Annotated in this window: 29 protein-coding genes; 19 read left to right on the top strand and 10 right to left on the bottom strand. The window is 66.9% G+C overall.

Features of this window, described 5'->3' with window-relative positions:
* Positions 1-95 precede the first annotated feature (95 nt).
* From HCX50_RS15975 to HCX50_RS15955, 5 genes are all read left to right on the top strand, one after another.
* Entirely contained in the window at positions 96-536 is a 441-nt protein-coding gene (locus HCX50_RS15975) for a hypothetical protein (protein ID WP_167635018.1), read from the top strand.
* Between the two features lie 45 nt (positions 537-581).
* On the top strand, positions 582-1,541 hold the full coding sequence (locus HCX50_RS15970; protein ID WP_167635017.1) for a hypothetical protein: 960 nt from the start codon (positions 582-584) through the stop codon (positions 1,539-1,541).
* A 295-nt stretch (positions 1,542-1,836) separates the two neighbouring features.
* Positions 1,837-2,238 (top strand): TadE/TadG family type IV pilus assembly protein, encoded by a 402-nt coding sequence (locus tag HCX50_RS15965; protein ID WP_091030328.1) that lies wholly within the window; start codon positions 1,837-1,839, stop codon positions 2,236-2,238.
* The gene (locus tag HCX50_RS15960) at positions 2,207-2,662 is read left to right on the top strand and encodes a TadE family protein (protein ID WP_091030332.1); all 456 of its coding nucleotides are present in this window, start codon (positions 2,207-2,209) and stop codon (positions 2,660-2,662) included. The genes HCX50_RS15965 and HCX50_RS15960 overlap by 32 nt, the downstream gene beginning before the upstream one ends.
* Before the next feature lie 71 nt (positions 2,663-2,733).
* The gene (locus HCX50_RS15955) at positions 2,734-3,117 is read left to right on the top strand and encodes a hypothetical protein (protein WP_337749920.1); all 384 of its coding nucleotides are present in this window, start codon (positions 2,734-2,736) and stop codon (positions 3,115-3,117) included.
* A 98-nt stretch (positions 3,118-3,215) separates the two neighbouring features.
* On the opposite strand, the gene HCX50_RS15950 is transcribed toward HCX50_RS15955, so the two are convergent.
* The 5 genes from HCX50_RS15950 to HCX50_RS15930 form a co-directional block, all read right to left on the bottom strand.
* Entirely contained in the window at positions 3,216-4,415 is a 1,200-nt protein-coding gene (locus HCX50_RS15950) for a hypothetical protein (RefSeq protein ID WP_091030339.1), read from the bottom strand.
* Positions 4,416-4,629: 214 nt separating this feature from the next.
* A complete protein-coding gene (locus HCX50_RS15945; RefSeq protein WP_237682547.1) occupies positions 4,630-5,781 on the bottom strand; it encodes an MFS transporter in 1,152 nt (383 codons plus the stop codon).
* A 98-nt stretch (positions 5,782-5,879) separates the two neighbouring features.
* Positions 5,880-6,215, bottom strand: coding sequence for an ArsR/SmtB family transcription factor (locus tag HCX50_RS15940; protein WP_244175895.1), 336 nt, complete (start codon positions 6,213-6,215; stop codon positions 5,880-5,882).
* Positions 6,216-6,305: 90 nt separating this feature from the next.
* A complete protein-coding gene (locus HCX50_RS15935; protein ID WP_237682546.1) occupies positions 6,306-6,866 on the bottom strand; it encodes an NUDIX hydrolase in 561 nt (186 codons plus the stop codon).
* Positions 6,863-8,122: an MFS transporter gene (locus HCX50_RS15930; RefSeq protein WP_167635048.1), complete on the bottom strand. Its 1,260-nt coding sequence runs from the start codon at positions 8,120-8,122 to the stop codon at positions 6,863-6,865. The genes HCX50_RS15935 and HCX50_RS15930 overlap by 4 nt, the downstream gene beginning before the upstream one ends.
* 118 nt (positions 8,123-8,240) lie before the next feature.
* Here HCX50_RS15930 and prfB point away from each other — a divergent pair, with 118 nt between their 5' ends.
* Positions 8,241-9,350, top strand: coding sequence for a peptide chain release factor 2 (gene prfB, locus HCX50_RS15925; protein ID WP_091030353.1), 1,110 nt, complete (start codon positions 8,241-8,243; stop codon positions 9,348-9,350).
* Between the two features lie 50 nt (positions 9,351-9,400).
* On the opposite strand, the gene HCX50_RS19745 is transcribed toward prfB, so the two are convergent.
* On the bottom strand, positions 9,401-10,357 hold the full coding sequence (locus HCX50_RS19745) for a DUF2510 domain-containing protein (RefSeq protein WP_205829309.1): 957 nt from the start codon (positions 10,355-10,357) through the stop codon (positions 9,401-9,403).
* A 34-nt stretch (positions 10,358-10,391) separates the two neighbouring features.
* Positions 10,392-11,444 (bottom strand): DUF2510 domain-containing protein, encoded by a 1,053-nt coding sequence (locus HCX50_RS15915; RefSeq protein WP_167635015.1) that lies wholly within the window; start codon positions 11,442-11,444, stop codon positions 10,392-10,394.
* A gap of 184 nt (positions 11,445-11,628) precedes the next feature.
* Here HCX50_RS15915 and ftsE point away from each other — a divergent pair, with 184 nt between their 5' ends.
* The 3 genes from ftsE (at position 11,629) to smpB (ending at position 14,222) form a co-directional block, all read left to right on the top strand.
* The gene (ftsE, locus tag HCX50_RS15910; RefSeq protein WP_167635014.1) at positions 11,629-12,771 is read left to right on the top strand and encodes a cell division ATP-binding protein FtsE; all 1,143 of its coding nucleotides are present in this window, start codon (positions 11,629-11,631) and stop codon (positions 12,769-12,771) included.
* A complete protein-coding gene (ftsX, locus tag HCX50_RS15905) occupies positions 12,768-13,682 on the top strand; it encodes a permease-like cell division protein FtsX (RefSeq protein ID WP_167635013.1) in 915 nt (304 codons plus the stop codon). Before ftsE ends, ftsX begins: the two co-directional genes overlap by 4 nt.
* Before the next feature lie 63 nt (positions 13,683-13,745).
* The gene (gene smpB / locus HCX50_RS15900) at positions 13,746-14,222 is read left to right on the top strand and encodes an SsrA-binding protein SmpB (RefSeq protein ID WP_021199784.1); all 477 of its coding nucleotides are present in this window, start codon (positions 13,746-13,748) and stop codon (positions 14,220-14,222) included.
* A 10-nt stretch (positions 14,223-14,232) separates the two neighbouring features.
* Here the strand turns inward: smpB and HCX50_RS15895 are convergent, their stop codons facing one another.
* Both HCX50_RS15895 and lexA read right to left on the bottom strand, forming a co-directional pair.
* Positions 14,233-16,098 (bottom strand): dipeptidyl-peptidase 5, encoded by a 1,866-nt coding sequence (locus HCX50_RS15895; protein ID WP_167635012.1) that lies wholly within the window; start codon positions 16,096-16,098, stop codon positions 14,233-14,235.
* Positions 16,099-16,119: 21 nt separating this feature from the next.
* The gene (lexA, locus tag HCX50_RS15890) at positions 16,120-16,806 is read right to left on the bottom strand and encodes a transcriptional repressor LexA (protein WP_091030373.1); all 687 of its coding nucleotides are present in this window, start codon (positions 16,804-16,806) and stop codon (positions 16,120-16,122) included.
* Positions 16,807-17,096: 290 nt separating this feature from the next.
* Here lexA and HCX50_RS15885 point away from each other — a divergent pair, with 290 nt between their 5' ends.
* From HCX50_RS15885 to HCX50_RS15855, 7 genes are all read left to right on the top strand, one after another.
* Positions 17,097-17,465 carry a LysM peptidoglycan-binding domain-containing protein gene (locus HCX50_RS15885; protein ID WP_091030375.1) on the top strand — a complete coding sequence of 123 codons (369 nt, stop codon included), beginning with the start codon at positions 17,097-17,099 and terminating at the stop codon, positions 17,463-17,465.
* Positions 17,466-17,531: 66 nt separating this feature from the next.
* On the top strand, positions 17,532-18,617 hold the full coding sequence (locus HCX50_RS15880; RefSeq protein WP_167635011.1) for a histidinol-phosphate transaminase: 1,086 nt from the start codon (positions 17,532-17,534) through the stop codon (positions 18,615-18,617).
* Positions 18,614-19,231 (top strand): imidazoleglycerol-phosphate dehydratase HisB, encoded by a 618-nt coding sequence (hisB, locus tag HCX50_RS15875; protein WP_091030380.1) that lies wholly within the window; start codon positions 18,614-18,616, stop codon positions 19,229-19,231. The genes HCX50_RS15880 and hisB overlap by 4 nt, the downstream gene beginning before the upstream one ends.
* Complete coding sequence (gene hisH, locus HCX50_RS15870) at positions 19,228-19,863, top strand: imidazole glycerol phosphate synthase subunit HisH (RefSeq protein ID WP_091030383.1); 636 nt, start codon at positions 19,228-19,230, stop codon at positions 19,861-19,863. Before hisB ends, hisH begins: the two co-directional genes overlap by 4 nt.
* Before the next feature lie 103 nt (positions 19,864-19,966).
* Positions 19,967-20,713, top strand: a complete 747-nt coding sequence (gene priA, locus HCX50_RS15865; RefSeq protein ID WP_091030386.1) for a bifunctional 1-(5-phosphoribosyl)-5-((5-phosphoribosylamino)methylideneamino)imidazole-4-carboxamide isomerase/phosphoribosylanthranilate isomerase PriA — start codon at positions 19,967-19,969, stop codon at positions 20,711-20,713.
* The gene (locus HCX50_RS15860) at positions 20,697-21,494 is read left to right on the top strand and encodes an SseB family protein (RefSeq protein ID WP_091030389.1); all 798 of its coding nucleotides are present in this window, start codon (positions 20,697-20,699) and stop codon (positions 21,492-21,494) included. Before priA ends, HCX50_RS15860 begins: the two co-directional genes overlap by 17 nt.
* 24 nt (positions 21,495-21,518) lie before the next feature.
* Positions 21,519-21,932, top strand: a complete 414-nt coding sequence (locus HCX50_RS15855) for a hypothetical protein (protein WP_167635010.1) — start codon at positions 21,519-21,521, stop codon at positions 21,930-21,932.
* A 1-nt stretch (position 21,933) separates the two neighbouring features.
* Here HCX50_RS15855 and HCX50_RS15850 read toward each other — a convergent pair whose 3' ends face one another.
* Complete coding sequence (locus HCX50_RS15850; protein WP_091030396.1) at positions 21,934-22,332, bottom strand: DUF1844 domain-containing protein; 399 nt, start codon at positions 22,330-22,332, stop codon at positions 21,934-21,936.
* 230 nt (positions 22,333-22,562) lie between these two features.
* Between HCX50_RS15850 and infC the strand changes: the two genes are divergently transcribed.
* The 3 genes from infC (at position 22,563) to rplT (ending at position 23,902) form a co-directional block, all read left to right on the top strand.
* Positions 22,563-23,213, top strand: a complete 651-nt coding sequence (gene infC / locus HCX50_RS15845) for a translation initiation factor IF-3 (RefSeq protein WP_091030399.1) — start codon at positions 22,563-22,565, stop codon at positions 23,211-23,213.
* Positions 23,214-23,285: 72 nt separating this feature from the next.
* The gene (rpmI, locus tag HCX50_RS15840; RefSeq protein ID WP_017828564.1) at positions 23,286-23,480 is read left to right on the top strand and encodes a 50S ribosomal protein L35; all 195 of its coding nucleotides are present in this window, start codon (positions 23,286-23,288) and stop codon (positions 23,478-23,480) included.
* Between the two features lie 35 nt (positions 23,481-23,515).
* Complete coding sequence (gene rplT, locus HCX50_RS15835; RefSeq protein WP_029262486.1) at positions 23,516-23,902, top strand: 50S ribosomal protein L20; 387 nt, start codon at positions 23,516-23,518, stop codon at positions 23,900-23,902.
* Positions 23,903-23,939 lie beyond the last annotated feature (37 nt).

The following is a 23,939-nucleotide window of genomic DNA, read 5'->3' as shown; positions in this document are numbered from 1 at the left end:
AGCGCGGAACGCATCGAGGGAGCGGCGCTGGGAACAAGCACTAGTAACGTTCGTGACGAGGGAGCGACAGCACCAGGGACAGGCACGCGTGTGGCATGCTTTCAGCCATGATGCCAAGGGTGACATTGCGACCGGGGGAGCGGGCCTCGATGTGGCTGCCGTATCGCGGAGATCCCGGCGCAAACTACCGCTGGCTGAAGGACGTGTGCGGCGCACGCACGCGTCCTGTCTACAACCGCGAGACCAAGGAGTTCGAGGTTGCTCGTGAACATACTCAGTTCGTGATCGATGCGCTCGTAGCCGAATACAGGCGAGTACGCATCGTCCAATACGGGCACGCCCGGACCACCTGTGTCGACGCGTGCTGGAACGCGAGCGCGTCGACAGTAGCGGATTGCGTGTGCGGATGCGCGGGCGCGAACCACGGCAGCCGCCGACCGCTCGGCAAGGAGGTTCGAGCTGGACTGTCTGTCGAGAACGAACTCGTCCGAGCCGACTATGTGGTGACTAAGAAGAGGTGGAAGCTGGTTGTCTGAGCGGGCTGCCGACCGAACTGCGACCAGCGAGAATATGGGGCCGAAATGATCGATGACGATGGCTGGGCTCTTGGGTCCTGGGTGAAGATCGACGGCGGACATACGATCACGCGGGCGCGAGGTCTGAGCGACGAGGAATGTGTGCGCATCCGGGCGTCGATGAGGCGATTGCGAGGGTTCAGCGGACACGCGATCCTTGGCCCGCTCGTTGACTCCCTGAACCAGCTCACAGAGACGCTCGATGAGATGCTCACGGTTGCGCCGAGCACGTTCAACCATGGAGCCTTTCGGTCGCGTCTAAACGGGCGGATGAGCTCGGCACTTACGTCTTTCAGTGGCTTTCGGGCGGCGGTCGAGCAGCATGTTCGTGATCTCGCCTTGCCAACCCCGAGTAGTGCACCCGAGAATTTCCGCACCCTGTACGCGAGCCATCCGTCGTATCGACTCGTTCATATGTTGCGCAACCTGGATCAGCATCGGCCACCTGCATCTGCGGTCCTTGCTGTCAGTAAAGACGAGGACCCCGAAACCGGTGCGCCGCGGTCGCGGCCCACCATTGACGTGCTCGCCACGGTGGAACGCTGCGCCGCAGAGTCGTCGAACGCGAAGTACCGAGTGCAGTGGGAGCAGTGTGGGGCACTCTGGCGAGGACAGGCCGAGCTGGTCGACGTTCGAGAGCTGTTTCGCGCCGCGTATGCCGCATGTGAGACGGTGCTTGCCGCTCATCTGAATGAGGCGGAACCATGGATTCTCCGAGACGCATACTTCATCGCGGGTCTCGTCGCGGAGGTCGAACCCTTGGGATCAGCGCACGCGCTTCGCGTCGCCCGGGACGAGTCAGGCAAGATGGCCAACATCGAAGACATTCATCTGAGTGCGCTCACATTTGGCGAAGCCTTGGCGACGTTGGATGCGGCTCGACGAATTCTCGGAAAGTGCAGCGTCGCGGAGGATGATCCTTCGCCGGCGCCCGCAGACCCCGCTTCCACTCGCTCGACGGGATGAGATCGGACCACGCTCACGTTGATGACGGGGGATGCGCCCTAGTGATTGCTCCCGCCGGCATAAAGACGCGTGGATGGTCGATCTATTACCAGGGAGGTGGATGCTGCATTTTGATTTGGGCCGTATTGAATCCGCTACTAGGGGCCGTTTCTGGTTCCCTGGCCCTGGCCGCGTGAGGATCAGGCACCAGTCACATTGATGACTGCGGGATTGGTGGTGCTCATCTGGGCCGTCGCTGGTCCCGCGCTGACTTCACTGTTCGAGCAGGCGATCCAGCGGGTCTCGGGACTCTGAGATGAACGGCCGACGTCGTTTGGCGGATGACCGCGGCTCCAGCCCGGTGGAGTTCGTGCTGGTGGGTACCCTCCTCACGGCGCTCACCCTCGCTGTGCTGCAGCTCGCGTTCGCGGTGTACGTACGCAACGTGGTGCACGACGCTGCCGTCGAAGGCGCGTATCACGCGGCCCTCGCCGATACGACTCCGGAAGAAGGCGTCGAACTCACCCGCGACGTGATCTCGCGTGCCGTCGGCGCGACCTATGCCGAGGACATCAGAGTCGGGGTCTCCGGCGCTCCACCGTACGAGACGGTCGATATTCGCGTCCGCACGACGTTTCCGCTGCTCGGACTGATCGGTCTTCCCCTTGCGATGGAGGTGGAGGCTCATGCACCCGCTGAGACTTTCGGGGAGAGATGACGAGGGATCGGCCGCTCTCGAGTTCATCACGGTCGGGGTGATCCTCCTGGTCCCGCTGATCTATCTCGTGATCGCTCTCGGTGCGATCCAGGAGCAGACCTTCGGAGCGGAAGCGGCAGCACGTCATATCGCCCGCGTGATCGCACGGGCGCCGGACGCAGAGACGGCGGCGGAGCGGAGCGATGCCGTGCTTGCGGGGATCGTCGGCGAGTACGGCCTCGATGAGGATGCGGTGGACCTGACTCTCGCCTGCATGCCGCGGTCCGTCGAGTGTCCGTCGGCCGGGGCGACGGTGGTCGTGACCGTCGCCACGCGCGTGCGGCTGCCCCTGGTGCCGGAGGTGCTCGGACTCGACCGGTCGACGGCCGTCCCGGTGCAGGCCGAAGCGGTGCAGAAGGTGTCGCGGCTGTGGGGTGCGCAATGACGGGGCGACGCAGGATGTCAGAGCAGATCCGAACAACGAGTGGCCCTGCGGAGGGGCAGGATGAGGGGAGCGTGCTGCTCCTCACCCTCGGCTACGTGCTGCTCGCGCTGGCCGTGATCTTCGCCTGCGTCTGCGCCACCGATCTCTACATCGCCCAGAAGCGGTTGGATGCCCTGGCCGATTCCGCTGCGCTCGCCGGAGCGGACGGCTTCACACTGGTCGTGCGCGACGGCAGCGTGCGGGCCGAGCTGACGGATGCCGGTGTCGCGGAACAGGCCGATGCTCTGGTGGCCGCACTGCCCGGGGAGGCATCGATCATCACGGCAGGAACGCCCGATGGCGTCACGGCGCGCGTCACCGTCGCCGCGGAGTGGGATCCGCCGTTGGTGTCGGTCTTCGTGCCCGACGGCGTCCCTCTCGGGTCGACGGCCACGAGCCGCACTGCTCTACGGTGATGGGATTCTCGGCTCCCGGGCGAGGCAGAGCCACGTGATGAGTCGACCTGGCCGTCGGAGAACGTTTGTAACCGTCTTAGTCAACAGCTCGTCAACAGCTAGTTGATTCCGATAAAGGATCCGATCAGGTGCGAGATTCGAAACGGCGGCGTCGCGTACAGCGCCACGACGATGGTGCCAGTGACGATGAAGCCCGCGGCGATCGCCGGATATGTCCCCTCCTTCTTTCGCCTCACAGCTCTGGCCAGTCCGCTCAGGGCAGCAAGAAGACCCATACCGATCACAGCCAGTGAGATTTGAGCCATGACCCCCACGCGATGCCGAAACGCGGGCCTTTCGATGACGGCCGTTATATCTACGCGTTCACGATTGAAGGAACTTGTGCCCGATGCGGCGATGGGGATCATCTCGACGCCATCTCCGTATGCTGCGACGATCTCTTCGCCGCCCATGACGTCTGCTGCAAGAACGACGTCCACACCGATCTTCGTCACGTCCTTGCCGCCGTTTGATGGAACGAGCGCAGTGCTTCCGACGAAGTAGGACTCAACCGATCGTTGCCCGGCTTCCGCGAACATTTGAGGCATGGCCCCGTCGTAGCTGACCTGCATCACCTCGCGCGCGAGAGACTGTTGCGATACAAGCTTGGGTTCCCAGACGACCGCGTAAACTGCGTCCACCACAGCGACTCCATTGAGAGTCGAGTTGGGTTCCAGATCGAGGAGGAACTGGGTAAGTCCGGTTGACATCACGCCGGATTCGACGGCGGGATAGAGCTGTTGTGTATCGCTGGTTTGTGGGCACTCGAAGATGACGTCGAGGTCGTCTCGCGGTGCGCGAGCGTTCGCGGGCGCATAGAGCGAAAGCGCGGTGAGCCCGTCGGGGGCATAGTCCCGAAGGGAAACGTACACGCACGCCAGCCAGAGGTCATCCCTCCCCGACACCGGTTGTACCCGGAGGCCGACCGGTGCTGCGCCGATGGGCGCCAGCCTTTCAGTCGGAGTCTCAACGCTGAGGCCGAACGAGAACATTTCGCTGACGCCCTCAGTAGCGCTCGCTTGTCTCGTATCGCGGGGGTCAATCGTCACAGAGCCCTGTTCCAACGCGTTGTACTCTCGCAGCCCTGTCACACCATCAGAGAGGAGGAGGAACACTACAGCGGCCCATCCCACAATCGACAGCGTGTGGCGCACCCGCCCCCGTCGTTCACCGGTGGGAGGACGTCGAGGCGCATCGATACTCAGGAGCGCGAGGGCAATCGCCGGGATGAGGACGACCGCCGCGAGCAGCCACTCCATAACGTGCCTCCAGTGGTGCGCGGGGGAGCGTATCGACGATCCATACGTGTCGAGAATACCCGTCGGTGTCCGTGTTCATGCCCGACGGCGTTCCACTGGAGTCGACCGCCACCAGCCGCACGGCGCTGCGTGATGGGACCCCCGGGCTCGCAGATCTAGACGACCACGCCGGAGCGTTCGTTCGTTCGGAGTCCCGGCTCACGGCGACGTCCGTCTATCTGCGTCCGGCGGGCTGCCGTGCTGTGTCTCTCCTGCGGATCGTGCGGCTGACTCCGACCGTCAGCAGTGCGAGCAGCACTGCGCACACGCCGACGAAGACGAGCGACCGAGTTCCGGCGATGGCGATCTGAAGCGCGCCCAGCGCCGAGCCGAGAGTGATGCCGATGTTGGATGAGGACACGAAGAGGCTGTTGCCGAAAGTTGGCGCGTCCGTGGACTCGCGGGCGATGAGCGACTGGCCGAGCAAGAGCCCGCCAGAGTGGAGAAGGCTCCACGGAATCACGAGAAGCGACATGGCCCAAGCGGACGGCGCCACCGCATACATCACGAGATACAGCAGCAGATAGCCGCCCAGGAACCACAGCAGAGTCGCGAGCAGGCCGCGCTTGATCAGTTGCGCGAAGGCGAAGTTGCCCGCGACCATGACGAGACCGAAGAGCATGAGCAGTGCGCCGATGGTGAGCGAGGAGATGCCGCTCACACCGCCCAGATAGTCGGCGAAGTAGCTGTAGGTGGAGAACATGGCCGCGAACACGAGCGTAACGACAGTCAGCTGAAGCCAGAGCTGCGGGCGACGCAGGATCTGCACCTGCCTTCCGTAGCTCAAGTGTTGCTCGGACGGCATCGTCGGCACCCAGAGAGCGATTCCGATGAAAGCGAGCACATTCACCAGGGCGGCGATGCAGAACGCGACCGGCACCGAGGCGCTGCTGGCCAGGAATGCCATGGCCGGAACCCCGAAAGCAAAGCCGACGGTGACTCCGGTGAACACGCGAGCGGCCGCGCCCGCCTCCTTGCCCGGTTGCGCCAGCGCGGTCGCGGCGGTGAGGGCCACCGCGAAGTAGATGGGATGCAGGAGCGCCGGAACGATGCGGAACACGACAAGTACCGGGAAGCTCTCGGAGAACGCGTAGACGATGTTCGCGAGAGCGAAAATCGCCATGGTGAGCAGGAGGACGGTTTTGCGATTGAAGCGAGATGCCGCGAGCACGCCGAAGGGCCCGCTCACTGCGACGACCAGAGCGAAGACACTCACGAGCAGGCCGGCCTGCGAAATGGACACGTCTGCCCGGTCGGCCAGCTCCGGAAGCACGCCGACGATCCCGATCTCGGTGGTGATAATGCTGAAGACGCCAAGCGCGAGCATGGCGCTGGCCAGAAAACCGTGTCTCATAAATCTCCATATTTAGATAATTAGATACGTCGCGCCGGAGGTTTCCTGCTCCTTGGTGACTGGGGATGAGGTTAGAGGGACCGACCGATGCGGTCGGCGATGGTGCGGATCGCATCCTCATCGCGCCGGTAGTAGGTCCAGCGCCCCTCGCGGTACGAGGTCAGGAGGCCGGCGGACTGAAGAGATTTCAAGTACGTCGAGGCCACAGACTGCGAGATTTTGGTCGCCTTCTGAATGTCTTGAACGCAGACACCATCCTCGATGCTCAGACCCAAGCCTCGATACTGCTTGTCGTCGAAGTGGGCGTGGGGCTCCCGGAGGAGATCGAGGATGAGGCGTCGCGTGTCGTTGGCAAGAGCTCGGTACACGACCCCCAATGAGACTTCTCCCGCATGTGTGCCATTCACATATCGAGAATAACAGATATGTGTCGCGAATCGCGCCGGTCGATGGCCACCAGCTGCACGTCGCGGCGCTGGAGCGACAGGATCTTCGGTTCACCGCGGATCGCGCAGCTGTGCGAGCAGCCCTTCGAGTCGGGGTGCGAGCTGCGGCGGCACTGCGGCAGGCAGGGCGTCGACCGGCCACCAACGCACGTCTTCCGACTCGTCACTCACAGTGAGCGCTGCATCGCGATCGACCACGACGGCGATCCCGATGTCCAGGTGCGAGGCGCAGGCGCCGAAGCGGGAGGACAGTCCATGGTGGTCGAGGTCATATGCGAGGGGAGCGGCCGGCGACTCCGTCACGATGCCCGTCTCCTCGTGCAGCTCCCGTAGCGCTGCGCTCACGACCGAGTCATCGCCGTCCTCGACGTGACCACCCGGCTGCACCCAGAACTGTCCCTTGCGATGGAAGACGAGCAGCGTGTGCTCGAGCGAAGCGTCGAACACCACGCACGACGCGGTGAGGTGATCCCGGCCTGCCTCGCGACGTACCGGCCCACCGTCGGCGCCGAAGAATGAGGCGAAGTCGGCCTGCGCGGCGCGGTCTCGTTCCGAGCGGGGCATGAAGGTCGAGACCAGGCGGTGCGCGTCTGCCTCCAGAGCCGGGATCATTCTTGTTCCCCCTCAGACGAGTCGTCGCCGGACGCCGGTCGCTCCCGCGGAACGAACATCGGGATCCAGCGCAGGAACCCGGCCGCGCCGACGAGACCGACCACGCCCATGGCGGCTGCGGCGAACGGGAGTGCCGCGACGGCCGTGATGGCCGAGACGAGCAGGGGAGCGATCGCTCCGCCCGCGTCGGTGAGCGTCCGCCAGGATCCGAGGAATGCAGCGGGTTCCCGCGTCGGGGCGACATCTGCGCCCAGCGTCAGCAGGATGCCGCTGGAGAGTCCGTTGCCGACGCCCAGCACCGCCGCGAACATCCCGAACCACAGCACCGCCGCATCGAGGTCGTGCGTGAACGACAGGGCGAGGAAGCCGGCGCCCATCAGCACCATCGCGGGCATGGCCGCCCACAGCCGCCCGAAGCGGTCCATCACCTGACCGCTCGCGTAGAACAGCGCGAAGTCGATCGCCCCGGAGACGCCGACCACGAGGGCGATCGTCGAAGCCTCCAGGCCCAGCGAGAGGCCCCACAGGGGGAGCACGACCTGCCGTGCCGATCGCACGGCGGAGAGTGAGGCGGCGGCCAGTCCGAGTCGTCCGAGCACCGCGCGCTGGCGCCACATGGTCTGGAAGATCCCCGCGCGTTCGACGGTCGGGATGGATCCGCTCACGGCCTCGCCGGAGTCCTCCAGATAGCGCTCGTGACGGGTCGGCGGGACAGGAGGGATCATCTTCTCCGGATCGGGACCGAACAGGACCAGGACGACCATGACCACGAGGCAACCGAGGAAGAACCAGATCGCGGCGCTCTCGCTGCCGAAGAGCTGCAGAAGCCCGGCAGCGACGAACGGGCCGATGAAGATGCCGAGCCGGAAGCTGCCGCCCAGCAGCGAGAGGGAGCGCGCACGGAAGGCGACCGGTACGCGGGTGGTCATGAAGGCATGACGGGCGAGGCCGAAGGCCGCCGCGCAGATGCCGAGCAGGAAGACCGACGCCGCCAGCACGCCGAGCGATGGCGCGAACACCATCCCGACCCCCGCGATGATCGCGATCACACCGGCGATCACCATCGTGTACCGCTCGCCGATCCTGCCCACCGCCCATCCCGCAGGAAGGTTGCCGCACAGCTGGCCGATCACGAGCGCCGACGCCACGAGCGCGGCGAACGCCACGTCGGCACCCATGGATGCCGCCAACACCGGGATGAGCGGGATCACGGCGCCCTCGCCGAGCGCGAACAGGACCGTCGGCAGGTACACCATGGGCCCGAACTGTCGAAGGACCGCTGACGCACTGCTCACGACTTCACGGTACTCCGGCTGATCAGCGGCCGAAGACGACGTCCCCGCGCAGGCAGGCGGCACGTTAGGCTGAGGTGTCATGCTCGAACTAGATCTCTCCGCCGAAATCCAGGCGCTCAGGCACACCTTCGGCGACATCAGCGAGGTCGTCGATGTCTCCCGTCTCCGCGACGACATCGCGCGTCTCAGCGAGGAGGCCGGCGCACCCGACCTCTGGGACGACACCGAGAACGCGCAGAAGGTGACCAGCGCACTCAGCCACCGTCAGTCCGAGCTCGCCCGCATCACCGGCATCGCGCAGCGTCTCGACGACCTCGAGGTGCTCATCGGCCTCGCGAACGAGATGGGGGACGAGGAGTCCGCGCAGGAGGCCCGTACCGAACTCGCCTCGCTCACCGACCTGATCAACCAGCTCGAGGTGCAGACGCTGCTCGACGGCGAGTACGACGAGAGGAGCGCGATCATCACGATCCGCTCCGGCGCGGGCGGCGACGACGCCACAGACTTCGCAGAGATGCTGATGCGCATGTACCTGCGCTGGGCCGAGCGGCACAAGTACCCGGTCAAGGTCATGGACACCTCCTACGCGGAGGGCGCGGGCATCAAGTCGGCGACGTTCGAGATCGACGCGCCCTACGCGTTCGGCACCATCTCGGTCGAGGCCGGCACGCACCGTCTGGCCCGTATCAGCCCGTTCGGATCCGCCGACAAGCGCCAGACGTCGTTCGCCGCGGTCGAGGTCATCCCGCTGATGGAGGAGGCGACCGAGGTCGACATCCCCGAGAACGACATCCGCGTCGATGTGTTCCGCTCTTCCGGCCCCGGCGGTCAGTCGGTCAACACGACCGACTCCGCTGTGCGCCTGACGCACCTTCCGACCGGCATCGTCGTGTCGATGCAGAACGAGAAGTCGCAGATCCAGAACCGTGCCGCCGCCATGCGCGTGCTGCAGACCCGCCTCCTGCTGCTGCAGAAGGAACAGGAAGCAGCGAAGAAGAAGGAGCTCGCGGGCAACATCACCGCGAGCTGGGGCGACCAGATGCGCTCGTACTTCCTCTACGGCCAGCAGCTGGTGAAAGATCTGCGCACCGGCCAGGAGTCGGGCAACCCTGCCGCCGTGTTCGACGGAGACCTGGATGATTTCATCTCCGCAGGCATCCGCTGGCGCAAGCGCAAGATCGAAGACTGAATCCATGAAGAAGGCCCCGGAGCACTCCGGGGCCTTCTTCCTGTGGATCGTCAGTACCTCGCGCCCTCGAGGCTGCCGGTCACGTCTTCATAGCTGAAGAGGATGCACTGGACCGTGCGGTCGTCCGCGCGAGCCCAGGATGTCTCCGTCGGCTGATAGTTGTAGAAATCCAGCACCGAATCTTCGTAGGCGACCCCGACGTACGCGTCGAAATGAGACGCGCAGCCGTCCCATGCCGCTTCCTCGAGAGCGTCGTCGCCGGGGAAGTCCTCGCCGTCGAGCTCGAAGATGAAGTACACCTCATCCGTGTGCGGCTGATCGCACGGGACGACGGGCAGCTCGTAGATCTGCCCCGTGTCCCCGTAGTCGACGAAAGGCAGGCAGTCGCCGACCTCGAGCTCGGCGAAGGGCACCATCTCGGCGCCCTCGATCGACGAAGGGTCCGTGAGCCCCTCAGCGCTCGCGGCGTCGTCGGCCGGGACCGAGACGGTCGCGACCAGCAGCAGCGACACGGCGAGCGCCAGGAGCGCTCCGATCGCCGCCACCGACAGACCCGTGATCCCCGGCCACTTGCGGCCACGCAGGAACAGGGAGACGAGCGACAGCACGAATCCGACGCCGAGAAGCGCCCAGCCGACGATCGAGATCACCGGGATGCAGGCGCACACGACGCCGAGGACCACCACGGCGAGACCGATGACTCCGAGCACGGAGACGCCGGGTGCGGGCGGCTGCGGTGCCGGCGCACCCCACGCCCCGCCGGGTGCTCCGACGGAATCGGGCGCGATCGCCCGTGCGGTCGATGCCCCCGACGATGGCAGTGCGTACGGCGGAGCGAACGGCGCGATGTCCGGAGAGCGCAGCTCGGATGCGACCGGCTCGACCGAAACTCGTTCGGGGGCCGCCGGCGCACCGTCAGTGGTCCGTACGTGCGCGGTCCACTGCGTGCCATCCCACCACCGCAGGCTGCCGGATCCGTCGTCGTACCAGCCGGCAGGCGTCGTCATCGGATGGTCCCGCTCGTCAGAGGGCTCAGAGGGCTCAGGGGACGAAGCACGCCGAGACCGCCTCGGTGTCGCCCAGTACCTCGGCGAAACCGTACGCGGCGTCGACATCCGTCAGCGTGCCGTCGCTCTCCGCGATCGCGCGCAGCGTCGAGTTGTCGAGGTCGGACTCGACGAGCAGATCCGAGAGGCAGGTGATCTGCGGCTCGGTGTAGCCCTCCGTGCCCTCGGACGCCAGGATCGCGGTCAGGCCGACCGCCACCTCGGCCGAGGTCGGGCGCGTGGCGTCGTCGGCACCGTCCGTGCCGTCGGTCTCGCTCGGCTCGGTGGCCTCGATCGACGGAGAGGAGCTGGGCAGAGAGTCCATCTCGTCGCTCACGCCCTGTGCGATCGCGAAGAGGTAGACGAACGACATCACGACGCCGATGATCGTTCCCACGACCGCCAGGATGAGACCCGCGATGCCCGGCCACTTCTTGCCCTTGAGGAAGAGCGAGATGAGGGAGACGATGAACGCCGCGGCGAGAAGGACGAACCCGACGACGCCGACCACCGGGATGAACACCAGGATCGTTCCGACGACGGCGAGTCCGAGGCCGACCAGCCCCAGGACCGAGAGCTTCTTGGGCGCTTCCGGCCCGGTCTGCGCATATGGCGCGGCCGCCGGATAGCCGGACGGTGCGCCTGCACCGGGGTAGGCCGGTGCAGCGCCCGGGTAGCTCGCCGCGAACTGGTCCGGCGCCGGCTGCTCGGATGCGGCGACCGGAGGAACCGGCGTGGCCGCTGCGGAGTAGGCGGCGACATCGTCGCCGAGCGGTGTGGTCGCCGCGGTCGGAGCCCCGGCGGAGGTGCGGATCACCGTGTCATCCGCCGACGGTGCCTCAGACGCGTCTGCAGAAGGCGCCTCATCGACGACGGGAACCTCGGTCGCCGGCGTCTCGATGCCGGTCGAACCCTCGGCGACATCCGGTGCCTCTGCATCGGCTGCGGCGGTCGCGTCCGGGGCGAAGTGCTCGGTCCACTGCTCACCGTCCCACCACCGCTGGCGTCCGCTGCCGTCGTCGTACCAACCTGCAGGTGTCGTGCTCATGGGTCCCCCTCGAAGACGATTCGGCCGCTCCATGGTGCGACCGCACCCTTATGTATAGCAGTGGCCGGTGACTTCGCAGGGTGTTCGGCATGGGGAGCAATCCCCATGCTCTCCCGATGCGGACGCGCCGGTGCGGGGTGTCGCTCGCGGTCAGCGGGAGGGGCGCGCTTAGGCTCGAACCGTCATGATTCGGTTCGAGAACGTCACGAAACGCTACCGCGGGACGTCGAAGCCCGCCCTCTCCGGTGTCGACTTCGAAGTGCAACGCGGGGAGTTCGTCTTCCTCGTCGGCGCCTCCGGCTCCGGCAAGTCCTCCTGTCTTCGTCTGATCCTGCGCGAAGACGTGCCGACCGCGGGCCGCGTCGCCGTGCTCGGACGGGACCTCCGCGCGCTCGCCAACCGCAAGGTGCCTTACTTCCGGCGCCACATCGGTTCGGTGTTCCAGGACTTCCGCCTCCTGCCGTCGAAGACGGTCTATCAGAACGTCGCCTTCACCCTGCAGGTGACCGGCTCCTCGCGCGGATTCATCCAGCAGGCGGTGCCCGAGGCGCTCGCGCTCGTGGGGCTCGACGGCAAGCAGAAGCGCATGCCGCACGAACTCTCCGGTGGCGAGCAGCAGCGCGTCGCGATCGCGCGCGCCCTCGTCAACCGTCCGCAGGTGCTCCTCGCCGACGAGCCCACCGGCAACCTCGACCCGGCGACCTCCGTCGACATCATGCAGCTGCTCGCGCGCATCAATGCCGGAGGCACGACCGTGCTGATGGCCACGCACGAGGCCGGCTTCGTCGACCAGATGCAGCGCCGGGTGATCGAGCTGAGTGATGGCGAGATGGTGCGAGACGAGGTGCACGGTGGATACGGCGACACCTCCAACATCCCGCGGCTCGTTCCCGAGAAGGTGCGCGGTGCGGCCGCAGCAGCGGCGTTGACGGCAGTGCAGGAGGTCCAGCGCCAGACGGCCGACCTCTCCTCGGTCCGCGCTGCTCTCGCCGAAGAACTCAGCTCGCAGCGGAAGGCCGCCGCGGGGGAGGGCGTCTCGGATGCTCCGGCAGGAGCCCCGCAGACGGTCGAACCCCCGCTCACGGTCGAAACCCCGGCGCCGAGCGCCGTCCCGGCGACCGGCGCCGGCGCTGCTGTCGTGGAGCCGCCCGCTGTGGTGGAACCACCGGCTGTCGTCGAGCCGCCGACCGCGGAGGAGCCGCCGGCGGTCATCCGCCCCCGCACCCACCCGATCACCCTCCCGACCGTCGATGTCGCGGAGCTCGGAGTCGCAGATCGTCTCGGGCTCTCCGACGAAGACGATGAGGAAGTGGGCCCGACCTCATGAGAATCGGACTCATCCTGACCGAGGCCCTGGGCGGTCTCCGGCGGAACATCTCGATGGTCATCTCGGTGATCCTCGTCACCTTCGTCTCCCTCACCTTCGTCGGCGCGGCGATCCTGATGCAATCGCAGATCGGCGTCATGCGGGGTTACTGGGCCGAGCGTGCCCAGGTCGCCGTGTACATGTGCTCCGCGGTCTCGGAATCAGACACCTGCATCGATGGGGCCGCGAGTGAGGAGCAGGTCGCCGCGGTACGCGCACAGCTCGAAGGCGACGCACTGGCACCGCTCATCAGCTCGCTGACCTTCGACACCAAGGAAGACACGTACGCCAAGCTCGTCGAGCAGCTCGGCGAGGACCAGGCGAGTGTGCTCACGCCCGACCAGGCGTTCGAGGTCTTCTTCGTGACGATGAAGGACCCAGGGCAGTCGCAGGTGCTCGCCGAGGCATTCAGCGGCCAGGCCGGAGTGGAGCAGGTCAAAGACCAGCTCCAATACCTCGAACCGCTGTTCTCCGCCTTGACCGTCGCGACGTACATCGCCGTCGGCATCGCGGTTCTCATGCTGATAGCGGCGACCCTGCTGATCGGGACGACGATCCGATTGTCGGCGTATGCACGGCGCAAGGAGATCGGCATCATGCGCCTGGTCGGCGCATCGAACCGCTTCATCCAGACGCCGTTCGTGCTCGAAGGCGTGTTCGCGGCGTTCCTCGGGTCGGCGCTGGCCAGCGCCGCGGTCGTGGCCGGCATGCACTTCGGTGTGAACGGCTACCTGCGAGGCCGCGTCCCGTTCATCACGACATGGGTGACGATGCAGGACGCGATGCTCGTGGTCCCGGTGCTGATCGGCATCGGTATCCTGCTGGCCGCGCTCTCTGCCGGCTTCGCGATCAGGCGCTGGCTCCGTACCTGATAGCCTGAAAGGCTGCTCGGTCGGAACGAACGATCGAGCTCATCACGGCAACAGGAGAGCATCATGCCCAGGGAACGCGGAGAGAAGGTCGTCGCGACCAATCGTCGCGCACGTCACGACTACACGATCGAGAAGTCGTACGAGGCGGGGATGGTGCTCACCGGCACCGAGGTCAAGTCACTGCGTCAGGGGCGCGCCAACCTCAGCGACGGCTACGCGTTCGTCAAGGGCAATGAGGTCTTCCTCGACTCGGTGCACATCCCGGAGTACTCCCAGGGGCACTGGACCAATCACTCTGCGAAGCGCATCCGCAAGCTGCTGCTGCATCGCGAGGAGATCGCGAAGATCGCGCATGCCGTCTCGGCGGGCGGATACACCCTGATCCCGCTGAAGCTGTACTTCTCCGACGGTCGCGCCAAGGTCGAGATCGCCCTGGCCAAGGGAAAGCGCGAGTACGACAAGCGGCAGACTCTGCGCGAACGTCAGGACACCCGCGAGGCGGATCGTGCCATGCGGCTGCGCAATCGCGTGGGCGAGTAGCGACCGGTCGTCACAGCGTCGGCTCGAACCCGAACACGCGGCCGAGGAAGGTCAGTTCGCGTTCGAGCGCGTCGATGATCGTGTCGGCACTGCGGAAGCCGTGTCCCTCCGCGGGGTACAGCGCGTACTCGTGGTCGACGCCCCGGGCGGCCAGTGCGTCGCTGATCGCCTCGGACTGCGACGGCGGGACCACACGGTCTTCTCCGCCCTGCAGCAGCAGCACGGGGACTCCGATGCGATCCGCATGGGTGAGTGGTGACCGCTCGACGTACACGTGCTCGTACTCCGGGAGGGGCCCCACGAGACCGTCGATGTACGACGCCTCGAAGTCGTGTGTCTCGGCCACCAGCATCCGCAGATCGGCCACGCCGTATCGGCTGATCCCCGCGGCGAAGGTCCCACCGCGCACCAGTGCGGACAGCACCGTCCACCCGCCTGCGGATCCACCGCGGATGGCGATGCGGGACGGATCGGCAAGCCCGGCATCCGCGAGGCCCTGCGCGGCGGCGATCACGTCGTCGACGTCGACGACCCCCCACTGGCCGTCGAGACGCTCGCGGTAGGCGCGACCGTAGCCGGTGGAGCCGCCGTAGTTGACGTCGAGCACGCCGATTCCCCTGCTGGTGTAGAAGGCATTGGCTGCCGATGCCGCACCGGTGACGTGCGCGGTCGGGCCGCCGTGCACCAGCACCACATACGGCGGGAGCTCGTCGGCGGGTGCCGTCGCGTCGGGATTCGCCGGAGGGTAGGCGAAGGCATGCACGATGCCGTGCCGACCGTCGACCTCGATCGGCAGGGCGCGCGGCATCCAACCGGTATCCACGGGCTCGCCTCCTCGCACCGCGACGGTCTCGCCGGAGTCGACATCGACGCACCACAGTCCGGCGGTCACTCCCGAACCGTTGCCCGAGAGCAGCACGCGAGACCCGTCCACATCGTCGATGCTCACATGGCCGTCGGCCGGGATATCGATCGGGCGTGCGGCACCGTCCGGTGAGATCAGGACGACCTCGTCGCGCCCGTTCGTGCGGGTCGCGACGATGCGTCCGTCGGCGAGCGGCCGATACCAGCGGTTGCCGAGCACCCAGAGTCCGTAGCCGGTGTCGGCGTCGGCCGGGGCGAGCGCGCGCGGGGCGCCGACCGGCGAGGCGCCGTCGAGCTCGAGGCGGTAGAGCCCCCAGCGGTCGTCCGGATCATCGGCGAACACCAGCTCCGAGTCGCTGAGCCACTCGGGCTGCAATGCCGCCCGAGTAGGGATCTCGTGCACGTCGCCGCCGTCGCTCCTCGCGATCTGCAGGTGGGCGGCCTCCCACGGCATCCGTCCGCGGTGCCAGGCGACCCAGGCGACGCGGCTGCCATCCGGCGAGAGTGCGGGGTGGGCGAAGAAGCCGTCGCCCTCGGCGATCACGCGAACTCCGGACGCGTCTTCCGCGGCGGAGCCGTCGATCGGGATCTCGACGATCGCGCGGGTATGCGGTGCGGTCGACAGATCTTCGCGCACGGCGAGCAGACGGCGCCCCTGCACGCGCAGACCGCCGTGCGCGGGACCCGCCGGTGTCAGCGGAACGGGCTCGGTCCCCGGAGCCAGCCGATGCACGCGCTGATCGCCCGCATCGACGAAGTACAGGATGCCCGTGGAATCGGCGGTCCATGCCCCGCCGCCGTACTCGTGTACGCGGGAGCGAGCGCTCCAGGGCGCTGGGAGGATCTCGGCGCCCGAGGAGCTTCGCACCGTGACCCGCCCCTTCTCGGCGGGCACGGACTCGCCCCACCAGATCTCGGCACCGACGAAGAGCGCCCCGTCGATTCTCGGGGAGGCTGCCGCGACGGATGCTGCGGAGAACGGAGAGGGCCAGGAACCGTGAGGCGACGACATGCATCGAGCCTATGGCTGACGTCAGACGGCGCGCAGCACCGCCACGACCTTGCCGAGCACCACGGACTCATCGCCGAGGATGGGCTCGAAAGAGGAGTTTCGGGGGAGGAGCCACGTGTGGCCGTCGCGACGGCGGAGCACCTTGACCGTGGCCTCACCGTCGAGCATCGCGGCCACGATCTCGCCGTTCTCCGCGTTGTTCTGCGAGCGGACGACGACCCAGTCGCCGTCGCAGATCGCCGCGTCGATCATCGACTCGCCTGAGACCTTCAGCATGAAGAGGTCGCCCTTGCCGACCAGCTGACGGGGGAGAGGGAAGATCTCCTCCACCTGCTGATCGGCGGTGATCGGCACGCCGGCGGCGATGCGACCGACCAGGGGCACGAGCGCCGCGTCGCCGACCGGAGTCGCCACGTCGGCCGGATTCTCGCCGCCTGTGCCGGGGAGGTCGATCAGGACCTCCATGGCACGAGTCTTGCCCGGATCGCGTCGCAGGTAGCCGCTCAGCTCGAGCTGGCCGAGCTGGTGGGTCACGCTCGACAGGGACTTCAGGCCGACGGCGTCTCCGATCTCGCGCATGCTCGGCGGGTAGCCGTGATGGGCGATGGAGTTCTGGATGACCTCGAGGATCGCCATCTGCTTGGGGCTCAGGCTCTTGCGGCGGCGCGTCCGCGGTGCCTCCGACTCGGGGGCCGAGTTCTCGCTCATGGTGCTCCTTAAGTGCGGTGTTCCGACGTCGCTCTTCGAATGTCGGAGGCCCGTGGTGTGGTGTTCTCATCGAAACCGTATCCGAGAAACGGCCCGATCTGGAAGATCTGTTCGAGCGTGTCGGCAGAATCGTGCATCCGGTTTCGAAGACAACTTGACAGATGTTCGAACTCGAAGATATCTTCGGTACGTAGCTTCGCATTCACGGCTCCCGGCCGAGACGGGAATGCGAACGCTACGCCAACTTCCCCGGCAGCCTCACCGCTCCGGGACAGGCTAAGGAGCACCACATGAGCAGCATCGGCTTCAGCACCGCAGCAGTCATTCCGGCGTCGACCCGTCCTTCGACGCGACTCCGGCTGACGACGCGTGGCCGCGCCGTGCTGCTGGCGGTCGCGTCGGTGCCGCTCGCGATCGGCATCGCGTTCGCCGCGCTCAGCGGTGGTAGTGCGATCGCCTCGGGAGCAGACACAGCAGCTGTCAGTGTCGAGACCGTGACCGTCATGCCCGGCGACACTCTCTGGTCGATCGCCACCGGCGTCGCCCCCGGTGCCGACCCGCGTGACGTCATCGGCGAGATCAGTCGGATGAACCTGCTGCGTGGCGGAGAGTTGCAGATCGGCCAGACGCTCGCGATCCCGGCCCAGTACGTGGACTGAGCCCGTCGCGGCGAGGCTGCGGCAACTTTGCGTCATCGACGCGGGGGTCCGCTTAACATGGGAAGGGTGACCTTCTCCCTCAACGATCTCCCGCTACGTGACGATCTTCGCGGACTGACGCCGTACGGTGCTCCGCAGGCGCCGCTCCCGATCGCTCTCAACGTGAACGAGAACACGCATCCCATCCCGGACGCGGTGGCGAGTGACATTCTCGACGACATCGCGCTCGCGATCCGCGATGTGAACCGTTATCCCGACCGGGAGTTCACCACTCTTCGCGAGTCGTTCGCGGAGTACCTGGGGCACGGCCTCTCCCCGGAGCAGATCTGGGCGGGCAACGGCTCGAACGAGGTGCTCCAGCACATCCTGCAGGCCTTCGGGGGGCCCGGACGCACGGCATTCGGATTCGCGCCGACCTACTCCATGTACCCACTGATCGCGCAGGGCACCGGTGCACGCTGGATCCCCGGGACGAGGCAACCCGACTACACGATCACACCGGAGGAAGCGACGGAGCAGGTGCGCGCGGCCGACCCCGACGTCATCATCCTGTGCACGCCGAACAACCCCACCGGCACCCCGCTCGGCCTGGACGTCGTCGAGGCCGTCTACGAAGCGGCGCGAGGCATCGTGATCGTCGACGAGGCCTACCAGGAGTTCGCACCGCGCGACGCGGCTTCCGCGCTGACACTGCTCGAGGGGCGTCCGCGCCTGGCGGTCTCCCGCACGATGAGCAAGGCCTTCGCCTTCGCCGGTGCGCGGGTCGGATATCTTGCCGCCGACCCGACGTTCATCGATGCGCTGCGTCTGGTACGCCTGCCCTATCACCTGAGCACACTCACGCAGGCTGCGGCCGTCGCCGCTCTGCGCAATTCTGATGTGATGCTCGGCATGGTCGAGGAGATCGTCGAACAGCGCGATCGCATCACCGCGACCCTCGAGGCTCTCGGCTATGCGCCGCACGAATCCTGGTCGAACTTCGTCCTCTTCGGTGGCGTCGCCGATCCGCATGCGACCTGGCAGCAGCTCTACGATCGCGGTGTGCTGGTGCGCGACGTCGGAATCCCCGGTCACCTCAGGGTCAGCGCGGGTACCGAGGCCGAGACCACCGCGTTCCTCGATGCTCTGGCCTCGATAGGATCGGCATCATGAGCACCCCGTCACCGACCCCGCGCACCGCGAGCCGCGTACGCAGCACGTCGGAGTCCACCGTCGAACTCGAGCTGAACCTCGACGGCACCGGAGCGAGCCGCATCGACACCTCGGTCCCGTTCTTCGACCACATGCTCACCGCCTTCGCGAAGCACTCGCTGACCGACCTGACCGTGCGCGCTTCGGGCGACACCGACATCGACGCGCACCACACCGTCGAAGACGTGTCCATCGTGCTCGGACAGGCGATCCTCGAGGCGCTGGGTGACAAGTCCGGCATCTCCCGTTACGGCGACGCGCTCGTGCCGCTCGACGAGGCGCTCGCGCAGGCGGTCGTCGACATCTCTGGACGTCCGTACCTCGTGCACACCGGCGAGCCCGCCGGTTTCGAGCACCACCTCATCGGCGGGCACTTCACCGGTTCGCTGGTGCGGCACTCGTTCGAGGCGATCACCTTCAACGCCGCGCTGACGGTCCACGTCCGCGTGCTCGGCGGCCGCGACCCGCACCACATCGCCGAGGCGGAGTACAAGGCGTTCGCCCGCGCGTTCCGCGAGGCCAAAGCACTCGACCCACTCGTCGACGGCATCCCGTCCACCAAGGGCGCACTGTGAGCCAGAGTCCCCGAGTCGCCGTCTTCGACTACGAGTCGGGAAACGTCCATTCGGCCGTCAAGGCATTGGCTGCGGCCGGAGCGGATGCCGTGCTGACCCGCGACCGCAAGGTCGCGCTCGAGGCCGACGGTCTCCTGGTTCCCGGTGTCGGCGCGTTCCAGGCGGTCCGTGACGCGCTCCACGCGCACGGCGGCGATGAGATCATCGACCGTCGTCTGGCCGGCGGACGACCGGTGCTCGGCATCTGCGTCGGCATGCAGGTGCTCTTCGAGCATGGCGTCGAGCGGGGCCACGACACCGCGGGCCTCGGCGAGTGGCCCGGCGCGGTCACCGAACTCAACGCACCCGTGCTGCCGCACATGGGCTGGAACACCGTCGAGCCCGGTGCCGACAGCGTGCTCTTCCGGGGCCTGGAGCACGAGCGCTTCTACTTCGTGCACTCCTACGCGGCCCAGTCCTGGGAGCTCGACGTGATCCCGCCGTTCCCCGAACCCGTGCTGACCTGGACGACCTACGGCGATCCCTTCCTCGCCGCCGTCGAGAACGGTCCGCTCTCGGCGACTCAGTTCCACCCCGAGAAGTCGGGTGAAGCGGGCATCCAGCTGCTGCGCAACTGGGTCGGGAGCCTCTGACGCCCACGGCGGACGTCATCCGTTTTGTCACCCGCCGTCCGGCGGACTACCCTCGGTTCTCGTGCCCGTTCCGGGCTGCAGACCTTCCCTAGCCAAGGACCCCATGAACGACTTCGCGCAGTCTCCCTCGCTCACGCTCCTTCCCGCGGTCGATGTCGCCGGGGGCAAGGCCGTCCGCCTCACCCAGGGCGAGGCCGGAACCGAGACGAGCTACGGCGACCCGCTCGACGCCGCAGGGGAGTGGGCCGCACAGGGTGCGAAGTGGATCCACCTCGTCGACCTCGACGCCGCGTTCGGTCGCGGGAGCAACGCGCCGATCCTGCGCAAGGTCATCAAGCAGTTCAAGGGCGTCAACATCGAGCTCTCCGGTGGCATCCGTGACGACGCGACCCTCGAGGCCGCCCTCGAGAGCGGCGCCACTCGGATCAACCTCGGCACGGCCGCACTGGAGAACCCCGAGTGGGCCGCCGACGTGATCGGTCGATACGGCGAGGCGATCGCTGTGGGCCTCGACGTGCGCGGCACCACGCTCGCCGCACGCGGATGGACGAAGGAGGGCGGCGACCTCTGGGAGGTCCTGGACCGCCTGGAAGACGCCGGCTGCAGCCGCTACGTCGTCACCGACGTGACGAAGGACGGCACGCTCCGCGGCCCGAACCTCGAACTCCTTCGCGAGGTGACCTCGCGCACGCCGAAGCCGGTCGTCGCCTCCGGGGGCATCTCCAACCTCGACGACATCGCCGCGCTTCGTGAGCTCGTGCCGCTGGGTGTCGAGGGTGCGATCGTCGGCAAGGCCCTGTACGCCGGTGCATTCACGCTGGCTGAGGCACTGGATGTCGCAGGAGACTGACGCGCACGCCTGCGGGCCGGAGCCGCACAACCACGGCGACTCGGCCGGAGTCCCCTGGGAGGGGCGCAGCTTCGAGTCGAATCCGCACGCCGGGGACGACGGTTCGGCCGACCCCGCGCTGCTGGCCGCACTCCTGCGTTTCCGCGCGGGTGAGGGCAGTCAGGTCGAGGTCGTCGACGCCTTCCGCTCCGCTCGCGTGCTGGTCCCCCTGATCGCCGAGAAGGGCGAAGAGGGCATCGCCCCGAACGGTCTCGCCGTCGACAAGACGCAGGAGCTGTCGATCGTCACGGTCGCGGCGCCCGACGGACGGCGGGTGCAGCCGGTGTTCTCCTCGGTCGAGGCGATGCAGAAGTGGGATCCCGCGGCGCGCCCGATCCCCGTGGAGGCGCTCCGTGCCGCGCTGGCGGCGTCGGCCGACGACACCGACCTGATCGTGCTCGATCCGACCTCCGACACGGAATTCGTCATCCGGCGACCGGCGGTGTGGGCCATCGCTCAGGAGCATGCCTGGGAGCCGAGCTTCCTCTCCACCGAGGTCTACACCGCGCTCCAGGAGAGCGTGGCGCACGAACTGGCCGTGATCGACGTGGCGGTGGCGTCCGGTGACCCCGACGCGCGTCTGCGTGGCCCCGAGCTGATCGTCGTCCTGGAACTGGTCGACGGCCTGGAACGCGAGGTGCTCGATGCCGTGCTCTCGCGTCTGGCTCAGCGCTGGGCGTCGGACGACCGCATCGCTGTGCTCGCGGACTCCCTCACGGTCAAGCTCCGCCGCAGCATCTGATCACGCTTCGCTACGATCGGGGGCATGTCCCGACGTCTCCTGCGCACCATCGCGGTCGTCGCTCTTCTCGGCGGCGCTGTCACGGGCGGCTCAGGCTGTGCCCTGGCCTGCCCAGCCATCGGCTGGTTCAACGGGGCAACCCTCGATGCGAGTGCAGTCCCGGGCGCAGCGGGAGTCCAGTTCTGCGTCGACGGGGAGTGCTCGCCGGCGCCGGGTACCGAGCCGACCTCATCGACAAACCTGTTCATGGCGACGCCTCAGGACGACGGGACGTGGGCGCTGTCGTTCGACATGTCGACGCCCGACGTCGTCGAGATCCGCCTGTTCGACGCTCAGAACACGCTCATCCACGAGTCCGAGGAGTCGATCTCGTGGACGCACTCGAATGAGCCGTGCGGGGGCCCCTCCACCGCGGATCCGATCGTCGTCGAACCCTGAACTAGTTGACGGGGCCCGTCCATTTCTCGCCCGGGCCCTTGCCGATGGGGTCGGGGATCGAGGAGGCCTCGCGGAAGGCGAGCTGCAGGGAACGGAGCCCGTCGCGAAGCGAGCGCGCGTGCATGTCGCTGATCTCGGGGGCGCCGGCCGTGATGAGCCCGGCGAGGGCGTTGATGAGCTTGCGAGCCTCGTCGAGGTCGAGCTGTGCCGCCGCGTCGGGATCGTCGGCGAGGCCGAGCTTGACCGCTCCCGCGCTCATGAGGTGCACGGCCGCCGTGGTGATCACCTCGACCGCGGGTACGTCGGCGATGTCTCGAGTGGCCGACGACGCGGCCTCCTCCTGACGTGCCCAGCGCTCTTCGCGCTCGCGTGCGGCCTCGTCCGGTGCCTGGTTCGTCACTTCGCCTTGCTTTCTGTTAGACTTTGGCGGGCTCCGGAGCGTTATGCTCCGGATCGAAAGAGGATTCACTTCCCACCCGCGCTTGCCGTTCCAGGCTACCGGGTCTTGCACTCCACCGGCTCCGTCCGCAAGACGGACCCGGCAGGTAGGGTGCGGAGCCGGCGTCTGACTGCCGGTGGGTGGGACGATTCCGATTTCGCCCGTGATGCAGACAGCGTCGCGGTGGCCGAATCACATCGTCTAAGGAGTTCCGCATCAGCGATCCCCGTACCAATGAGCGCATCCGCGTCCCCGAGGTCCGCCTCGTCGGCCCCGCGGGTGAGCAGATCGGCGTCGTCCGCATCGAGGCAGCGCTGCGCCTCGCGCAGGAAGCCGATCTCGACCTCGTCGAGGTCGCCCCCAACTCGAAGCCGCCCGTCGTCAAGATCATGGACTACGGCAAGTTCAAGTACGAGGCCGCCCAGAAGGACAAGGAAGCTCGCCGCAACCAGGCGAACACGATCCTCAAGGAAGTCCGCTTCCGTCTGAAGATCGAGGCTCATGACTACACGACCAAGCTCAAGCGTGCCGAGGGCTTCCTCAAGGCCGGCGACAAGGTCAAGGCCATGATCCTGTTCCGCGGTCGCGAGCAGTCGCGTCCGGAGCAGGGCGTTCGTCTGCTGCGCAAGTTCGCCGAAGACGTGGCCGAGCTCGGAACGGTCGAGTCGAACCCGACCATCGACGGTCGCAACATGGTCATGATCGTGGCTCCGCTGAAGAGCAAGTCCGAAGCGAAGCAGGAGCAGAACGCGGTTCGCGACGCGCAGCGCGCAGCGAACAAGCAGGCCGCCCGCGACGCCAAGAGCGATACCGACGCACCGGCGGAAGCTGCAGCGGAGTAGATCCGCCCCCAGAACTCCCGCACCGCGGGTTGACACCGTCGCCTGAGAAGGCGCCATACGAAGGAAGAGAAGATGCCGAAGCAGAAGACCCACTCGGGTGCTAAGAAGCGCTTCAAGATCACCGGCAGCGGCAAGCTGAAGAAGCAGCAGGCCGGGATGCGCCACAACCTCGAGCACAAGTCGAGCCGTCGCACCCGTCGTCTGAACCAGGACCAGGTGCTCTCGAAGGCTGACACCAAGGTCGCGAAGAAGCTTCTCGGCCGCTGACGCGCGCCCGAACGCACGAATAGGAACACAGGAAAATGGCAAGAGTCAAGCGGGCAGTAAACGCCCACAAGAAGCGCCGGGTCATCCTCGAGCGCGCAAAGGGTTACCGCGGTCAGCGTTCGCGCCTCTACCGCAAGGCCAAAGAGCAGGTCATCCACTCGCTGGTCTACTCGTACCGTGACCGTCGCAAGCGCAAGGGTGACTTCCGTCGCCTCTGGATCCAGCGCATCAACGCTGCGGCTCGCCAGAACGGCATCACGTACAACCGCTTCATCCAGGGCCTCGGCCTCGCGGGTGTCACCGTCGACCGTCGTATGCTCGCCGACCTCGCGGTCAACGACGCTGCCACGTTCACGACGCTGGTCGAGACGGCGAAGAAGGCTCTGCCCTCCGACGTCAACGCACCGAAGTCGGCTGCGTAAGCATCTCGCTTCAAACGGGCGCCTCCCTTCGGGGAGG

The sequence above is a fragment of the Microbacterium sp. B19(2022) genome (assembly GCF_012030385.1).
GTDB classification, from domain to species: domain Bacteria; phylum Actinomycetota; class Actinomycetes; order Actinomycetales; family Microbacteriaceae; genus Microbacterium; species Microbacterium oxydans_B.
Note: the sequence above shows the minus strand (reverse complement) of the source record. Positions and strands in the feature narration are given on the sequence as shown.

Bases quoted from the DNA above. Each gene is read 5' to 3' on its own strand.
- HCX50_RS15960 (WP_091030332.1), top strand. From the start codon at position 2,207: ATGCACCCGCTGAGACTTTCGGGGAGAGATGACGAGGGATCGGCCGCT.
- HCX50_RS15965 (WP_091030328.1), top strand. From the start codon at position 1,837: ATGAACGGCCGACGTCGTTTGGCGGATGACCGCGGCTCCAGCCCGGTG.
- HCX50_RS15930 (WP_167635048.1), bottom strand. From the start codon at position 8,122: ATGGTGTACCTGCCGACGGTCCTGTTCGCGCTCGGCGAGGGCGCCGTG.
- priA (WP_091030386.1), top strand. From the start codon at position 19,967: ATGAACGACTTCGCGCAGTCTCCCTCGCTCACGCTCCTTCCCGCGGTC.
- HCX50_RS15895 (WP_167635012.1), bottom strand. From the start codon at position 16,098: ATGTCGTCGCCTCACGGTTCCTGGCCCTCTCCGTTCTCCGCAGCATCC.
- hisB (WP_091030380.1), top strand. From the start codon at position 18,614: ATGAGCACCCCGTCACCGACCCCGCGCACCGCGAGCCGCGTACGCAGC.
- ftsE (WP_167635014.1), top strand. From the start codon at position 11,629: ATGATTCGGTTCGAGAACGTCACGAAACGCTACCGCGGGACGTCGAAG.
- ftsX (WP_167635013.1), top strand. From the start codon at position 12,768: ATGAGAATCGGACTCATCCTGACCGAGGCCCTGGGCGGTCTCCGGCGG.
- HCX50_RS15970 (WP_167635017.1), top strand. From the start codon at position 582: ATGATCGATGACGATGGCTGGGCTCTTGGGTCCTGGGTGAAGATCGAC.
- HCX50_RS15975 (WP_167635018.1), top strand. From the start codon at position 96: ATGCTTTCAGCCATGATGCCAAGGGTGACATTGCGACCGGGGGAGCGG.
- lexA (WP_091030373.1), bottom strand. From the start codon at position 16,806: ATGAGCGAGAACTCGGCCCCCGAGTCGGAGGCACCGCGGACGCGCCGC.
- smpB (WP_021199784.1), top strand. From the start codon at position 13,746: ATGCCCAGGGAACGCGGAGAGAAGGTCGTCGCGACCAATCGTCGCGCA.
- HCX50_RS15945 (WP_237682547.1), bottom strand. From the start codon at position 5,781: ATGCTCGCGCTTGGCGTCTTCAGCATTATCACCACCGAGATCGGGATC.
- HCX50_RS15860 (WP_091030389.1), top strand. From the start codon at position 20,697: ATGTCGCAGGAGACTGACGCGCACGCCTGCGGGCCGGAGCCGCACAAC.
- HCX50_RS15915 (WP_167635015.1), bottom strand. From the start codon at position 11,444: ATGAGCACGACACCTGCAGGTTGGTACGACGACGGCAGCGGACGCCAG.
- HCX50_RS15935 (WP_237682546.1), bottom strand. From the start codon at position 6,866: ATGATCCCGGCTCTGGAGGCAGACGCGCACCGCCTGGTCTCGACCTTC.
- HCX50_RS15950 (WP_091030339.1), bottom strand. From the start codon at position 4,415: ATGGAGTGGCTGCTCGCGGCGGTCGTCCTCATCCCGGCGATTGCCCTC.
- HCX50_RS15885 (WP_091030375.1), top strand. From the start codon at position 17,097: ATGAGCAGCATCGGCTTCAGCACCGCAGCAGTCATTCCGGCGTCGACC.
- HCX50_RS15855 (WP_167635010.1), top strand. From the start codon at position 21,519: ATGTCCCGACGTCTCCTGCGCACCATCGCGGTCGTCGCTCTTCTCGGC.
- rplT (WP_029262486.1), top strand. From the start codon at position 23,516: ATGGCAAGAGTCAAGCGGGCAGTAAACGCCCACAAGAAGCGCCGGGTC.
- prfB (WP_091030353.1), top strand. From the start codon at position 8,241: ATGCTCGAACTAGATCTCTCCGCCGAAATCCAGGCGCTCAGGCACACC.
- HCX50_RS19745 (WP_205829309.1), bottom strand. From the start codon at position 10,357: ATGACGACGCCTGCCGGCTGGTACGACGACGGATCCGGCAGCCTGCGG.
- rpmI (WP_017828564.1), top strand. From the start codon at position 23,286: ATGCCGAAGCAGAAGACCCACTCGGGTGCTAAGAAGCGCTTCAAGATC.